This is a genomic window from Staphylococcus sp. FSL W8-0304, assembly GCF_038006565.1.
GTDB classification, from domain to species: Bacteria; Bacillota; Bacilli; order Staphylococcales; family Staphylococcaceae; genus Staphylococcus; species Staphylococcus epidermidis.
Map to the genome: position 1 here is coordinate 1,213,821 of NZ_JBBOVL010000001.1, position 15,170 is coordinate 1,228,990.

Annotated in this window: 14 protein-coding genes; 12 read left to right on the forward strand and 2 right to left on the reverse strand. The window is 32.2% G+C overall.

What is annotated here, in order from left to right; genetic code table 11:
* Nucleotides 1–48: 48 nt before the first annotated feature.
* Nucleotides 49–1,320, reverse strand: a complete 1,272-nt coding sequence (locus NST35_RS05735; RefSeq protein ID WP_002457777.1) for a replication-associated recombination protein A — start codon at nt 1,318–1,320, stop codon at nt 49–51.
* An 85-nt stretch (nt 1,321–1,405) separates the two neighbouring features.
* Here NST35_RS05735 and cymR point away from each other — a divergent pair, with 85 nt between their 5' ends.
* Nucleotides 1,406–1,828: a cysteine metabolism transcriptional regulator CymR gene (gene cymR, locus NST35_RS05740; RefSeq protein WP_002446609.1), complete on the forward strand. Its 423-nt coding sequence runs from the start codon at nt 1,406–1,408 to the stop codon at nt 1,826–1,828.
* Between the two features lie 186 nt (nt 1,829–2,014).
* Nucleotides 2,015–2,158 (forward strand): SAS049 family protein, encoded by a 144-nt coding sequence (locus tag NST35_RS05745; protein WP_002446608.1) that lies wholly within the window; start codon nt 2,015–2,017, stop codon nt 2,156–2,158.
* Between the two features lie 203 nt (nt 2,159–2,361).
* On the opposite strand, the gene NST35_RS05750 is transcribed toward NST35_RS05745, so the two are convergent.
* Nucleotides 2,362–3,357, reverse strand: a complete 996-nt coding sequence (locus tag NST35_RS05750) for an LLM class flavin-dependent oxidoreductase (protein WP_002457776.1) — start codon at nt 3,355–3,357, stop codon at nt 2,362–2,364.
* A 244-nt stretch (nt 3,358–3,601) separates the two neighbouring features.
* Between NST35_RS05750 and NST35_RS05755 the strand changes: the two genes are divergently transcribed.
* From NST35_RS05755 to NST35_RS05800, 10 genes are all read left to right on the forward strand, one after another.
* Nucleotides 3,602–4,744, forward strand: a complete 1,143-nt coding sequence (locus NST35_RS05755; RefSeq protein ID WP_002457775.1) for a cysteine desulfurase family protein — start codon at nt 3,602–3,604, stop codon at nt 4,742–4,744.
* Complete coding sequence (gene mnmA / locus NST35_RS05760; protein ID WP_032604473.1) at nt 4,744–5,862, forward strand: tRNA 2-thiouridine(34) synthase MnmA; 1,119 nt, start codon at nt 4,744–4,746, stop codon at nt 5,860–5,862. Before NST35_RS05755 ends, mnmA begins: the two co-directional genes overlap by 1 nt.
* Before the next feature lie 162 nt (nt 5,863–6,024).
* A complete protein-coding gene (locus tag NST35_RS05765) occupies nt 6,025–6,693 on the forward strand; it encodes a tetratricopeptide repeat protein (RefSeq protein ID WP_002457774.1) in 669 nt (222 codons plus the stop codon).
* Nucleotide 6,694: 1 nt separating this feature from the next.
* Entirely contained in the window at nt 6,695–9,127 is a 2,433-nt protein-coding gene (gene recD2, locus NST35_RS05770; RefSeq protein ID WP_002457773.1) for an SF1B family DNA helicase RecD2, read from the forward strand.
* A gap of 328 nt (nt 9,128–9,455) precedes the next feature.
* Nucleotides 9,456–12,086 (forward strand): alanine--tRNA ligase, encoded by a 2,631-nt coding sequence (alaS, locus tag NST35_RS05775; RefSeq protein WP_002457772.1) that lies wholly within the window; start codon nt 9,456–9,458, stop codon nt 12,084–12,086.
* A gap of 63 nt (nt 12,087–12,149) precedes the next feature.
* Complete coding sequence (locus NST35_RS05780) at nt 12,150–12,410, forward strand: IreB family regulatory phosphoprotein (protein WP_001830883.1); 261 nt, start codon at nt 12,150–12,152, stop codon at nt 12,408–12,410.
* Nucleotide 12,411: 1 nt separating this feature from the next.
* A complete protein-coding gene (gene ruvX, locus NST35_RS05785) occupies nt 12,412–12,840 on the forward strand; it encodes a Holliday junction resolvase RuvX (protein WP_002457771.1) in 429 nt (142 codons plus the stop codon).
* Between the two features lie 14 nt (nt 12,841–12,854).
* Nucleotides 12,855–13,163 (forward strand): DUF1292 domain-containing protein, encoded by a 309-nt coding sequence (locus NST35_RS05790; RefSeq protein WP_002457770.1) that lies wholly within the window; start codon nt 12,855–12,857, stop codon nt 13,161–13,163.
* A gap of 428 nt (nt 13,164–13,591) precedes the next feature.
* The gene (locus NST35_RS05795; protein ID WP_002457769.1) at nt 13,592–14,227 is read left to right on the forward strand and encodes an O-methyltransferase; all 636 of its coding nucleotides are present in this window, start codon (nt 13,592–13,594) and stop codon (nt 14,225–14,227) included.
* A 2-nt stretch (nt 14,228–14,229) separates the two neighbouring features.
* On the forward strand, nt 14,230–15,153 hold the full coding sequence (locus NST35_RS05800; RefSeq protein ID WP_002456168.1) for a peptidase U32 family protein: 924 nt from the start codon (nt 14,230–14,232) through the stop codon (nt 15,151–15,153).
* Nucleotides 15,154–15,170 lie beyond the last annotated feature (17 nt).

Consider the following 15,170-nt stretch of genomic DNA (forward strand, 5'->3'; position numbering starts at 1 on the left):
TTTGCAACTAACATATTAATCTTCGCTACATATTTTCAATGAATATAATTATGTTTTATTTCGTAAATTATCGTAAATTGCTTTAAATTGTTGTTCACTTTTTGATGTGGTTTTTGGTTCATAATACACTCTGTTTTTTAATTTTTCTGGTAAGTACTGTTGTACAACATGACCATTTTCATAGTTATGAGGATATTTGTAACCTATAGCCCGTCCTAACTTTTTAGCGCCTGAATAATGACCGTCTTTCAGATAATCCGGTATTTGACCTATATGTCCATTTCTTATATCTCCAAGAGCTTTATCTATTGCTGTGATACCAGAATTTGATTTAGGTGATAAGCATAATTCTATTACCGCTTGACTAAGGGGAATTCGTGCTTCTGGAAAACCTAGACGTTCAGCTGATTGTATCGCTGCTAAAGTCCTCTGACCAGCATTAGGTGATGCTAACCCAACATCTTCATAACTAATTACAAGTAATCGACGTACGATTGTAGGTAAGTCACCAGCTTCAATTAGACGTGCTAAGTAATGGAGTGCTGCATTGACATCACTACCTCTAATTGATTTTTGAAAAGCACTCATGACATCGTAATGCATGTCGCCATCTTTATCGCTTACAAAAGCACCTTTTTGTAAGCAATCTTTTGCGTCATCTAAAGTAATATGTCTTTCGTTTTGTTCATCAATATGAGCACTTAGTACAGCTAATTCCAAAGCGTTTAATGCACTCCTAACATCGCCTTGGCTTTGCGTTGAAAAATATTCGATAGCATCTTCATCTACAATAGGATGATAAGTACTCAAACCCCTTTCCTTATCATTTATAGCTCTATCTAATGCCAATCTTATATCATCTTGATTTAATGGGTAAAGCTCAAATATTTGTGCTCTAGATCGTATCGCTGGATTTATCGCATGATAAGGATTTGAAGTTGTCGCACCGATTAATACAATTTTACCATTTTCAAGATGAGGTAATAAAAAATCTTGTTTAGCTTTGTCTAAACGATGAATTTCATCTAATAGTAAGATAACTTGTCCTGACATCTTCGCTTCTTCGACAACTAACTGCATATCTTTCTTTGTATTAGTTACGGCATTTAATTGTCTGAATTTAAATTGTGTACTTCCTGAAATTGCTTTTGCAATACTTGTTTTACCAATTCCAGGTGGACCATAAAAAATCATAGAAGAAAGACGTTTAGTATCTACCATCCTTCTTATTATACCTTTCGGACCAACCAGGTGCTGTTGAGATATAATTTCATCTATATTTTTCGGTCTCATTCGAGATGCTAATGGTTCTGTACTCACATTTTTCACACCTTTCTAATATTATATTAACGTAAAAAATGATAGAATGGTAACAGATACTATTCGAATTAAGTGAGGTTATACAATGAAAATATCAACAAAAGGGAGATACGGATTAACATTGATGATATCTCTTGCTAAAAGAGAAGGTCAAGGTTGTGTATCACTAAAAACAATTGCTGAAGAAAATAAACTAAGTGATTTATATCTTGAACAATTAGTAGGCCCTTTAAGAAATGCTGGATTAATTCGAAGCGTTCGAGGTGCTAAAGGTGGTTATCAACTTAGAGTTCCATCAGAAGAAATTACTGCAGGAGATATTATCCGATTACTAGAAGGACCGATTACGTTTGTAGAGAGTATTGATTCAGAACCGCCTGCACAAAAGCAACTATGGATTAGAATGAGAGACGCTGTAAGAGATGTTTTAGATCATACTACATTAAAATATCTTGCAGATTACAAAGATACGAATGAAGACTTAGATGGTTATATGTTCTATATTTAAATTTTTATAGTGGTTAAATAGATACATAGATATGACCATTTATTATTTACTCGTAAAAATTTTGCCTACAATGTTTAACTAATATTTTTTGAGGTTATAACAAAACATAGCAATCATGGATTCACATTTTTAATCCATTTTATTGTTGCTATAAATAAACTTTTATAACTGAGAGGAGTAAATTTTATGGGTTTTATGGATAAAGCTAAAGAAGCTGCTGAAAAATTTAAAGATAGTGATAACGAACAAGTTAACAAAGTAAAAGATAAAATAAATGAATATACAGGTGGCGAAGACAACAAAGATAAAAACGACAAAAAGGATAAATAAAAAAAGCTCCTAAATGATTTTAAAAGGTTAAATAGCTACCAACACAGTTTGAAACTGTGTTGGTAGCTATTAATTTTTTAATACAAAATGATTTATATATAAAGTTATGAAAATCATATTTAACTTATTAAAATTCATCAAAAGAGTGAGACAATATTGAATGTCTAACCCTCAGTAAACATTGGTAAGGTGTTAACATTTTACTATGATTTAATTGCACGTTCTAATCTTCGATATGATTCTATTTGTTTGTCTTGATCATAGATATAACTAATTGCCATGAGTTCATCGATATCGCCGTATTCTTTTATGAACGATTCAAGTTTTTGTTTAACTGTATCTTCAGATCCTATAAGTGACCCTTTTATACGTTGTTGCGCTAATTCATATTCGCGCGGTGTTAATAGGGCCTTTAAATCATCTGTTGGTGGTTGGACAGGTTGCATTTTTCCTCGTGTTATACTCACCATTATTTGAGACATCGTAGTTGCTAAATATTCTGCTTGTTCATCAGAGTCTGACACAATTGTATTTAAACAAACAATTACATAAGGTTTATCTAGTACTTCTGAAGGTTCAAATAATTCTCTATAAATTTGTAGTGCTTCCTTCATTTGTTGTGGAGCAAAATGTCCTGCAAAAACATATGGTAACCCTTTACGTGCAGCTAAATGTGCAGAATCTGTAGATGAACCTAAAATATACATTGGTACATTTTTATTTACCGCAGGATAAGCACGTACATATGCTTGTTGATGACCCGGTCCAAAATATTGTTGCAGTTGTTCAACTTCTTCAGGAAATTGATAAACACCATTATGCTGATCTCTTCTTAATGCGCTCGCAGTCATCATATCTGTACCAGGAGCACGTCCTAATCCTAAGTCCACACGTTGAGGGAATAATGTTTCTAATGTCCCAAATTGTTCTGCTACGACTAATGGTGCATGATTCGGTAACATTATGCCTCCAGAACCTACTTTGATAGAATGAGTATGTTCTAATGTATGTTGAATTAATAGAGAAGTAGCTGAACTAACTAAATTTGGAGCATTATGATGCTCTGCAATCCAGTAGCGCTCATAATCTAAGTCATCTAATGCTTGAGCGAGTGTAACCATGTCGTTAATTGCATCTTTATCTTCTTGACCTTCACGTATAGGTACTAAGTTTAATGCAGATAATTTTATATTTTTCATACAAAATGCTTCCTTTCCATTATTAATAATAGTTGAAGTATAACAATCATTTTCGATTTTCAATATTGAATTGCTCAAATTATTTTAACTTTATATACAAAAATGATATTCGATAAATTGGTTGGTTAGATGTTAAAATTTAAATGACTTACATTTTCTTTCATTGGAAAAACAGAAAAGTAGAAATAAATAAATAATGGTGCTATTATAGGAACATTGATAATTTGACAAGGAGTGTCCAAACATGGAAGTATACGCAGATTATGCTGCGACTACGCCAGTAAAACAAGAAGTAATAGATGCTATGATGGAAATATATCAATCTCATTTTGGTAATCCATCGTCAATACATTCTATTGGTAGAGATGCGCGTAAATATCTTGACCAGTCACGTCGTACAGTTGCACAATTGTTGGGAGCGAATCCAAATGAAGTAATATTTACAAGTGGTGCAACAGAATCAAATAATACTGCTATAAAAGGATTAGTGAAAGCGAATGAACAATTAGGTAATCATATTATTACCACGAAAATTGAACACCACTCAGTATTACATGTATATGAGCAACTTGAAAAAGAAGGTTATGATGTTACGTATCTAGATGTAGATGATACTGGTGCAGTTGATTTAGACCAATTAAAAGAAACAATTAATGATAGAACAATTTTAGTATCAATTATGTTTGTAAATAATGAGATTGGAACAGTACAAAATATTTATGATATTGAAGATATTATTGCAGACACTCATGCATTATTCCATGTTGATGCTGTTCAAGCCATTGGACATTTAGATTTAGATTTTCATAATTTTAAAATTGATACGATGAGTATTTCAGCACACAAATTTGGTGGTCCTAAAGGTGTTGGTTTGCTATTAGTAAAAGAGCATACACCAATAGCATATAATCAAGTTGGTGGTGAACAAGAAACCAAACGTCGAGCAGGTACAGAAAATTTACCTCAAATTGTAGGATTAACAAAGGCACTTGAATTAGCTATAACTAATCAAGATGCAAATAATGTTCATTTAATGAATTTAAAAGAATTATTTTTAGTTCAGTTACAGGAAAGGGCAATTCCGTTTGAATTAAACGGTTCGATGACAGATTCAACGGGGCATATTTTAAATATTTATTTTCCATTTATAGATGTTGAAACAATGTTAACATTACTAGATTTAGCCCATGTATATGTATCTTCAGGTTCTGCTTGTACAGCAGGTTCTACGACACCATCTCATGTACTCGCAGCTATGTTTGAAGATGAAGAACGAGCAAAACATTCAGTACGTTTTAGCTTTAATGAACAAACAACAACACAAGAAATTAAATATATAGTAGCTGAAATTCATAAAATCTATCATAAATTTAAGGAGGAATCATAGTGTCTAACAAAGATATACGCGTAGTTGTGGGCATGTCTGGTGGAGTGGATAGCTCTGTTACTGCATACTTGTTGAAAGAACAAGGTTATGATGTAATAGGTATATTTATGAAAAATTGGGACGATACTGATGAAAATGGAGTGTGTACAGCCACTGAGGATTATAATGACGTGATTGCAGTATGTAATCAAATTGGCATCCCATACTACGCTGTTAATTTTGAAGAACAGTATTGGGATAAAGTATTTACTTATTTTCTTGATGAATATAAAAAAGGTCGTACACCTAACCCTGATGTAATGTGTAATAAAGAAATTAAATTTAAAGCATTTTTAGAACATGCTTTAAAATTAGGTGCTGATTATGTCGCTACAGGTCATTATGCACGTATACGTCGTCATGAGGATGGGCATGTTGAAATGCTAAGAGGTGTTGATAATAATAAAGATCAAACTTACTTTTTAAATCAATTATCCCAAGAACAACTATCCAAAGTCATGTTCCCAATTGGAGATATTGAAAAAAGTGAAGTAAGACGTATTGCAGAAGAGCAAAATTTAGCTACTGCCAAGAAAAAAGACTCAACAGGTATTTGTTTTATCGGTGAAAGAAACTTTAAAGAATTTTTATCACAGTACTTACCCGCTCAATCTGGTGAAATGTTGACATTGCACGGAAAAAAAATGGGACAGCATAGCGGATTGATGTATTATACAATTGGTCAACGTCACGGCTTAGGCATCGGTGGAGATGGAGATCCATGGTTTGTTGTAGGTAAAAATTTAAATGATAACATATTATATGTTGAACAAGGATTCCACCATGATGCACTTTATAGTGATTATCTTATAGCTTCTGATTTTTCATTTGTTAATCCAAGTGAAATTGATTTGGAAAAAGGTTTTGAATGTACAGCTAAATTCCGTTATCGCCAAAAAGATACTAAAGTTTATGTTCAACGCGAAAACGAGAATTCCATTAGAGTAACTTTTGCTGAACCAGTAAGAGCAATCACACCTGGTCAAGCAGTTGTCTTCTATAATCAAGAAGTATGTTTAGGTGGCGCTACAATTGATGATGTTTATAAAAACGAAGGTCAATTAAGTTACGTCGTATAAATTGTTTATACCGTTAATTCATGAGAAATTCTTGTATTAACGGTTTTTTTATGACTTGTTTTTTAATAAAAAATATATAAATAAAGAAATATTGACTTAAATGTCCTGAAAATACATATTTCAATAATCATGTTATAATCGTGTAGAAATGAGGGAGAAAAAATGCACGAACAAAGTAAGATATACCAAAACATTAAAGATGGTAAATTAGATACTGCCTTGAAAGACTTATTTGAAAATATAGAAGAAAATCCAGCCATTGTTGAAAATTATATTAACGCAGGTATTGTATTATCAGATGTTGGAGAAATTGAAAAAGCAGAACGTTTTTTTCAAAAGGCATTAACTATTGAACCTGAAAATGGTGCTGTTTACTACAACTTGGCAAATATTTATTATAATGAAGAACGTTATAACGAAGCAATAAAGCTATATCAAACTGCACTACAATATGAAATTGCGAAAAAAGATTGTAATTATATGATTGGTATGTCATTTAATCAACTAGGTGCTTTTAAAGAAGCTTTACCGTTTTTAATGACTGCAGCTGAATTGGACGATGATAGAGATTTAGAAGTACAATTTCAATATGGGTTAGTACTATGTCAACTCGAAATGTTTGATGAAGCAATTAAACAATTAAATAAGGTTCTTTCTATCGATTCACAACATGTAGATGGTATATATAATCTTGGTTTAGCAACATATATGAAAAATGAAGATTTAGATGAAGCAATTGCATATTTTGAACAAGCAATATCAATTGATGAAAAACATTTACTTAGCCAACATGCATTAAAGACATTCAAAACTATGAAAGAGGAGGAATAATATGTCTGACCCTACACTTTTTGATTATTCAATGATCAAAGGTACAGTTGATACTATTTTATTTCAAAATACGGATAATTTTTATACTGTTCTAAAAGTAGATACTATCGAATCAAACGAAAAATTTGATAGTATGCCAACTGTGGTAGGGTTTCTTCCCAATGTAGTTGAAGGCGATGTTTATACTTTTAAGGGACAAGTCGTACAACATCCACGTTATGGTAAGCAATTAAAGGCTGAAACATTTGAAAAAGAGTTACCTCAAACTAAAGATGCTATTATTAGTTACTTATCAAGTGATTTATTTAAAGGCATCGGTAAAAAAACGGCTCAAAACATTGTAAATACACTAGGTGAAAATGCTATAAATGATATTTTAACTCGCCCAGAAATCTTGGAAAATGTTCCTAGTTTACCAAAGAAGAAACAAAAACAAATTGCTGATCAGATTAATGCAAACCAAGAATCAGAGAAAATTATGATACGTTTACACGACCTAGGGTTTGGTCCGAAATTATCAATGGCTATATATCAGTTCTATATGGGTGATACTTTAAATGTTTTAGATAAAAACCCTTACCAATTAGTATATGACATTAAAGGTATTGGATTTAATAAGGCTGATCAACTCGCTCGAAATGTCGGTATTGAGCCACATTCACCTGAAAGATTAAAAGCAGCATTATTATTTACGTTAGAAGAAGAATGTATTAAACAAGGACATACATATCTACCTCGTACCATTGTTATAGAAACAACACAAAATTTACTCAATGAAGATATTGAGAAACCAGTTGAAACAGAGCAATTACTAGAAATAATTGACGTTTTATCAGAAGAGAAAAAATTAGTATCTGAAGCTGATCAGGTATCAATTCCAAGTTTATACTATTCAGAATTGAAAAGTGTGCAAAACTTATACCGAATTAAAACAAACACATCTAAATTAAAAGAAATAGAACAGTCTGATTTACAAATACATATTGGTGATATTGAGTCACAAAATAAGGTTAATTACTCTGCCTCTCAAAAAGAAGCGCTTGAAACAGCAATAAATTCTAAAATTATGCTTTTAACTGGCGGTCCGGGCACCGGTAAAACCACAGTCATTAAAGGTATAGTTGAATTATATGCAGAAATACATGGGCTCTCTCTCGATTATGATGATTACAATGAAGATGATTATCCAGTAGTGTTAGCCGCACCCACAGGTCGTGCTTCTAAGCGCCTTCATGAATCGACAGGTTTAGAAGCAATGACAATACATCGTTTAATCGGTTGGAACCAAGATACACAACCTCAGGATATTTTAGAAAATGAAATTAATGCAAGACTCATTATCATCGATGAAATGTCAATGGTAGATACATGGTTGTTCCATCAATTTTTAAGTGCTGTGCCTTTAGAAGCACAAATTGTATTTGTCGGAGATGAAGATCAGTTACCATCAGTAGGTCCAGGACAGGTATTTAAAGACCTTATTGATTCTGAAATAATACCGCGTGTTAATCTTACCGAAGTATATCGTCAGCAAGATGGTTCCAGTATTATTGACTTAGCTCACCGTATGAAATTAAATGAACCTATTGATATTACTAAACGTTATCATGATCGTAGTTTTATTAGTTGTGGTACGAATCAAATACCAGACGTTGTTGATAAAGTAGTTAAAAGCGCTGTAGCTAAAGGCTATGATATGAGTGATATACAAGTTTTGGCTCCTATGTATAAAGGTAACGCTGGTATTAAGAGACTTAACCAAGTTCTACAATCCATTCTTAATCCGAAACAACAAGATAATCGTGAAATAGAATTTGGTGAAGCGGTGTTTCGAAAAGGGGATAAAGTACTTCAGTTAGTTAATCGACCTAATGATAATATATTTAATGGGGATATAGGTATAATAGTAGGTATATTTTGGGCCAAAGAAAATGCTCTAAATAAAGATGTGTTAGTTGTAGATTTTGAAGGTAATGAAATTACATTTACTAAACAAGATTTAATGGAACTAACACATGCATATTGTACATCTATCCATAAATCACAAGGTTCAGAATTTCCTATTGTTATTATGCCTATTGTTAGACAATATTATAGGATGTTACAACGTCCAATTCTTTATACAGGATTAACTAGAGCTAAACAATCACTTGTTTTGCTTGGTGAACAAGAAGCGTTTGATATAGGTTTAAAAACAAATGGACAAACACGATTAACACAATTAAATGATTTGTTAAAATCGTATTTTGGACAAAACATAGATAATTTAAATACAAATAAACAACCTATTAACGAGCATAAACAAAATGAAAATCATCTGGATTTGAATAATGAAAAAGAAAATGATATCCAATTAAACGAGTCGACAATTTTCCAAATTGATCCAATGATTAATATGGGGGAAATGACGCCATATGACTTCGTTGAACGTTGACAAATCAATGAAAAGAAAATAAAATAAAGCTAAGTAAGTATAGAGACGAGTAAATAACTTTTGAATTATAGAGATGTACTGGTTGGTGAAAAGTACAAACAAAATTATTGAATGCTACTCTATATTAGGTAAATAAAGTATACAAAGTGATAAGAAATAGTAGACAAACAAAATTCAAGTATGTAAATAGGTCACAATTCTTATAACTAGGGTGGTACCGCGATAACGTTCGTCCCTTTGTGGATGAACGTTTTTATATTCTTGAATAATACTCAACTATGACTATCTAACTGCGATAACAAAAACGTATGAAGGAGAGTTTTTATTTATGAAAAAAATGAAAGCTAGTGAAATTAGGCAAAAATATTTGGATTTCTTTGTAGAAAAAGGGCATATGATTGAACCGTCTGCACCACTTGTACCTATCGATGATGATACATTATTGTGGATTAATTCTGGTGTAGCTACCTTAAAAAAATACTTTGACGGGCGTGAAACTCCTAAAAAACCAAGAATTGTCAATTCTCAAAAAGCTATACGAACAAACGATATAGAAAACGTCGGCTTTACTGCTCGCCATCATACTTTTTTTGAGATGCTAGGTAATTTTTCAATCGGTGACTACTTTAAACATGAAGCGATTGAATTTGCTTGGGAATTTCTAACAAGCGATAAATGGATGGGCATGGAACCTGAGAAGTTATATGTAACTATTCATCCTGAAGATACTGAAGCCTATAGAATTTGGCATGAAGACATTGGTTTAGAGGAAAGTCGTATTATTCGAATAGAGGGCAATTTTTGGGATATCGGAGAAGGACCATCTGGACCGAATACAGAAATTTTCTATGATCGTGGATCGGATTATGGAAATGATGATCCTGCTGAAGAAATGTATCCTGGTGGTGAAAACGAAAGATATTTAGAAGTTTGGAATCTAGTGTTTAGTGAGTTTAATCACAATAAAGACAATACTTACACACCACTACCAAACAAAAATATTGATACTGGCATGGGATTAGAACGTATGACTTCTATCTCACAAAATGTAAGAACAAATTATGAAACAGACTTATTTATGCCTATAATTAAGGAAGTAGAACATGTTTCAGGAAAAAAATATTTAATTGATGATGCACAAGATGTTGCATTTAAAGTTATCGCAGACCACATTAGAACAATTGCTTTCGCAATTGCCGATGGCGCATTACCAGCTAATGAGGGTCGAGGATATGTATTAAGAAGATTATTACGTAGAGCAGTACGCTTTAGCCAATCATTGGGAATTAATGAACCATTTATGTATAAACTTGTTGATATAGTCGCTGATATCATGGAACCATATTATCCAAATGTCAAAGACAAGTCCCACTTTATTAAACGTGTCATTAAATCAGAGGAAGAACGCTTCCATGAAACGCTTGAGGAAGGTCTTACGATTTTAAATGAACTGATAAAAGAAGCGAAGAATAGTAATCAGGTTATTAAAGGTCATGATGCTTTTAAGTTATATGATACTTATGGATTCCCAATAGAATTAACTGAAGAATTAGCAACTCAAGAAAAATTGTCTGTTGATATGTCTACTTTTGAACAGGAAATGCAACAACAGAGAGATCGAGCTAGACAAGCTCGACAGAATTCTCAATCAATGCAAGTTCAAAGTGAAGTACTAAAAAATATTCAAGATGATAGTCAATTTGTTGGGTATGAAACTACGGACTATCAATCATTAATAACTCACATCATATACAATGGTGAAGAAGTTAAACATGCTGAAGCAGGAGAAACAATTTACTTTATTTTAAGAGAAACGCCATTCTATGCAGTAAGTGGTGGACAGGTTGCAGATAAGGGAACAGTTGGTAATGAGAGCTTTGAAATAAATGTAACTGACGTAACTAAAGCGCCTAATGGCCAAAACTTACATAAAGGTATTGTGCAATTTGGCGAAGCAACACAAAACGCGAAAGTAGAAGCACGTGTTAACAAAGAAGATAGACGACTTATTCAAAAAAATCATAGTGCTACACATTTACTACATGCTGCTTTAAAAGAAGTATTAGGAGATCATGTTAATCAGGCTGGATCGTTAGTTGAACCTGAAAGACTACGTTTTGATTTTTCACATTTTGGTCCTATGACACAAGAAGAAATTAATTTAGTAGAACGTAGAGTAAATGAAGAAATTTGGAGAGCTATCGATGTCCGTATTCAAGAAATGAGTATTGAAGAAGCCAAATCAATAGGCGCTATGGCTTTATTTGGTGAAAAATATGGAGATATTGTTCGCGTTGTCAATATGGCACCATTTTCAATAGAATTGTGCGGTGGAATACATGTGAATAATACTGCGGAAATTGGTCTCTTTAAGATTGTGAGTGAATCTGGAACAGGCGCTGGTGTTAGAAGAATTGAAGCTTTAACTGGTAAAGGTGCATTCTTACATCTTGAAGAAATTGAAACACAATTCAATACTATTAAAAATCATTTAAAAGTTAAATCTGATAACCAAGTAGTTGAAAAAGTTAAACAACTTCAAGATGAAGAAAAAGGACTGCTTAAACAATTAGAACAACGCAACAAAGAAATTACATCACTAAAGATGGGGAACATTGAAGAACAGGTTGAGTTGATTAATAATGTGAAAGTTTTAGCAACAGAAGTAGAAATTCCAGATCCAAAAGCGATACGTTCAACTATGGATGACTTTAAATCTAAACTTCAAGATACTATTATAGTGTTAGTCGGACAAGTTGATGGAAAGGTTTCTGTAATTGCTACTGTACCAAAATCACTTACAAATCAAGTGAAAGCTGGAGATCTTATCAAAAACATGACACCAATTATTGGTGGAAAAGGTGGAGGCCGTCCTGATATGGCTCAAGGAGGCGGAACCCAACCTGAAAAGATAACAGAAGCATTACGCTTTATTAAAGATTACATTAAAAATCTATAACTCCAATGAATAATGGTGTAGAATTAAAGTGAGTCAGAATACGCTTATGAAGGAGTGTCGTATATGGAAAATTTTGATAAAACAATGAAATTTAGTTATGAAGAAATTCCAAAGGAAGATGTCAAATCAGTTCTTCAGAATGTTCATCGTACATTAGAAGAACGTGGATATAATGCAGTTAATCAAATAGTGGGTTACTTATTATCTGGAGACCCTGCATATATTCCGCGTCAAAATGAAGCAAGAAACCAAATACGTCATATAGACCGTGATGTAATTATGGAAGAACTCGTTTCAAACTATTTAAAAGAGTCTAAGAATTAATATGCTAAAGCATAAAATTTTAGGACTAGATGTTGGAAGTAAAACTGTTGGCATTGCTATAAGTGACCTTATGGGTTGGACTGCTCAAGGGTTAGACACACTCCGTATCAATGAAGAACAAGATGATTTAGGAATTGATCAACTCGTGAAGATTATTAAAGATAATCAAGTTGGAACTGTTGTTATTGGCTTACCCAAGAATATGAACAATTCAATAGGTTTTCGTGGAGAGGCTTCAATAAAATATAAAGAAAAGTTACAAGACTCTGTCCCTTCTATTGATATTGTTATGTGGGACGAACGTTTAAGTACAATGGCTGCTGAAAGATCTTTACTTGAAGCAGATGTTTCAAGACAAAAAAGAAAAAAGGTAATAGATAAAATGGCAGCTGTATTTATTTTACAAGGCTATTTAGATTCTATTCAATAAAGGAGAAAATGAAAATGACAGAACATAATCACGATGCTGAATTAACAATAAATAATGAAGAGGAATTACTTACGTTATATGATGAAAACGGAAATGAAGTTTTATACCGTAAAATGTTAGAATTTTATCATCCAGAATTCAAAAAAGAATATGTCGTTCTTGCAGAAGAAGGTGCACAATCAGATGACGAAGACATGATTGAACTTGTACCAATGATAAATGAACCTGATGATTCTGGTGATGGAGGGAAATTAGTCCCTATTGAAACAGATGAAGAGTGGGATATGATTGAAGAAGTTGTAAATACTGAGATTAACGAATAATCTTTATAAGATGTTGTGTGAGAAGTGTAATTGAGTTTCTAGGTCTCCTCTATCATGGAATTATATTGAGAGGGAAAGTTTAATATTATTAAATTTTTAACTTAGTTACTATCTTAAATTACATTCAAAATGCCTGAGACAATCAAAGCTGTCCCAGGCATTTTAATATTAGAATTATTTGAATTTACCCTACTAATAATAGTGCTCAAAGACATATTCGTATAATTGCCTCTTATAAAAATCTTTGAATTATGGTAAAATGTCTTAAGTTAATTTCTATGAATACTCATATTTACTTCTAATATAAAAGTATAGAAGAATTACTATCATAATCAGTCATTTTCATTGATTAACTATCAACATAATCAATACATGGGCTGATTTATTTTGTTTTTGCAATTGTTAATGATGAAGGAAGTTTTAATGATATGGATTCAAATCAAAAATATTTAACACAATTACATCAATCAATTGATACTGAAATCGAAGAACTAAGAGTTTATGCCGAAGAAAATCAAGTTCCTATTGTTGATAAATTAACACTTGATTTGATAAGACAACTCATTCGAATGAATAGAACTAAAAATATTTTAGAAATTGGTACAGCCATTGGTTATAGTTCAATGCAATTCGCTAATATTTCTAAAGATATAAATGTAACAACAATTGAACGAAATGAGGACATGATTCATCTTGCAAAAAAGTTCATAAAAAAGTATCGATACCAGAATCAAATCCGCATAATTGAATATGATGCTTTGAATGCATTTGAACAAGTCAATGACAAACAATATGATATGATATTTATCGACGCAGCCAAAGCACAATCAAAGAAATTCTTCCAACTATATACACCGTTATTAAAAAAAGGTGGAATTGTAGTTACTGATAATGTTTTATATCATGGATTTGTTTCAAATATAGACGTTGTTCGTTCTAGAAATGTGAAACAAATGGTTAAGAAAGTGCAACAGTACAATGAATGGTTGATGGAGCAATCTCAATTTACAACAAACTTTATAAATATGGATGATGGATTAGCAATATCTATAAAAGGAGAATGACTATGGTTGAATTATTAGTTACTCCTAAGTCAATAACTCATATGGAAACACTAATAGATAAAGGTGCAGACGCATTTGTTATTGGTGAACAAAAATTTGGTTTAAGACTGCCGGGAGAATTTAATCGTGATGCTATGCAAGAAGCTGTAGCATTAGCCCATAAAAATAACAAAAAAGTATACGCTGCTGTGAATGGTATTTTCCATAATTACCACTTAGACGCTTTGGAAGACTATATTAACTTTTTACATGATATTCAAGTAGATCGCATTATATTTGGTGATCCAGCTGTCGTTATGTATGTTAAACAACACGAGCATCCAATTCCATTAAATTGGGATGCTGAAACTCTTGTAACGAATTATTTTCAGTGTAATTACTGGGGGAAAAAAGGTGCAAATAGAGCAGTATTAGCTCGAGAACTTAGTTTAGATGAAATAATTCATATTAAAGAGCATGCTGATGTAGAGATAGAAGTTCAAGTTCATGGTATGACTTGTATGTTTCAATCCAAAAGAATGCTATTAGGAAATTATTATACTTTCCAAGAGCGACAAATGAAGATAGAACGTCAACATGATCATGGAGACTTATTATTATACGATGAAGAAAGAGATAATAAATATCCAGTTTTCGAAGATTATAATGGTACGCATATCATGTCTCCAAATGATATCTGTTTAATAGAAGAATTAGAGCCTTTTTTTGAGGCAGGGATAGACGCGTTTAAAATAGATGGTATTTTACAAAGTGAAGAATATATAAATGTAGTCACAGAGCAATATCGAGAAGCTATAGATTTATTTAATGAAGATCCGGATGCATATGAAGATGAAAAATTTATGCTCGTTGATCCTATAGAAGAAATACAACCTGAACATCGTCCATTCGACGAAGGTTTCTTGTATAAACAAACAGTATATTAAGGAGGCTTATCATTAAA

What these genes read in the sequence shown, in the direction of transcription:
- cymR (WP_002446609.1), top strand. Translation starts at nt 1,406, where the DNA reads ATGAAAATATCAACAAAAGGGAGATACGGATTAACATTGATGATATCT.
- NST35_RS05765 (WP_002457774.1), top strand. Translation starts at nt 6,025, where the DNA reads ATGCACGAACAAAGTAAGATATACCAAAACATTAAAGATGGTAAATTA.
- NST35_RS05790 (WP_002457770.1), top strand. Translation starts at nt 12,855, where the DNA reads ATGACAGAACATAATCACGATGCTGAATTAACAATAAATAATGAAGAG.
- NST35_RS05745 (WP_002446608.1), top strand. Translation starts at nt 2,015, where the DNA reads ATGGGTTTTATGGATAAAGCTAAAGAAGCTGCTGAAAAATTTAAAGAT.
- ruvX (WP_002457771.1), top strand. Translation starts at nt 12,412, where the DNA reads ATGCTAAAGCATAAAATTTTAGGACTAGATGTTGGAAGTAAAACTGTT.
- NST35_RS05795 (WP_002457769.1), top strand. Translation starts at nt 13,592, where the DNA reads ATGGATTCAAATCAAAAATATTTAACACAATTACATCAATCAATTGAT.
- NST35_RS05800 (WP_002456168.1), top strand. Translation starts at nt 14,230, where the DNA reads ATGGTTGAATTATTAGTTACTCCTAAGTCAATAACTCATATGGAAACA.
- NST35_RS05780 (WP_001830883.1), top strand. Translation starts at nt 12,150, where the DNA reads ATGGAAAATTTTGATAAAACAATGAAATTTAGTTATGAAGAAATTCCA.
- alaS (WP_002457772.1), top strand. Translation starts at nt 9,456, where the DNA reads ATGAAAAAAATGAAAGCTAGTGAAATTAGGCAAAAATATTTGGATTTC.
- NST35_RS05750 (WP_002457776.1), bottom strand. Translation starts at nt 3,357, where the DNA reads ATGAAAAATATAAAATTATCTGCATTAAACTTAGTACCTATACGTGAA.
- recD2 (WP_002457773.1), top strand. Translation starts at nt 6,695, where the DNA reads ATGTCTGACCCTACACTTTTTGATTATTCAATGATCAAAGGTACAGTT.
- NST35_RS05755 (WP_002457775.1), top strand. Translation starts at nt 3,602, where the DNA reads ATGGAAGTATACGCAGATTATGCTGCGACTACGCCAGTAAAACAAGAA.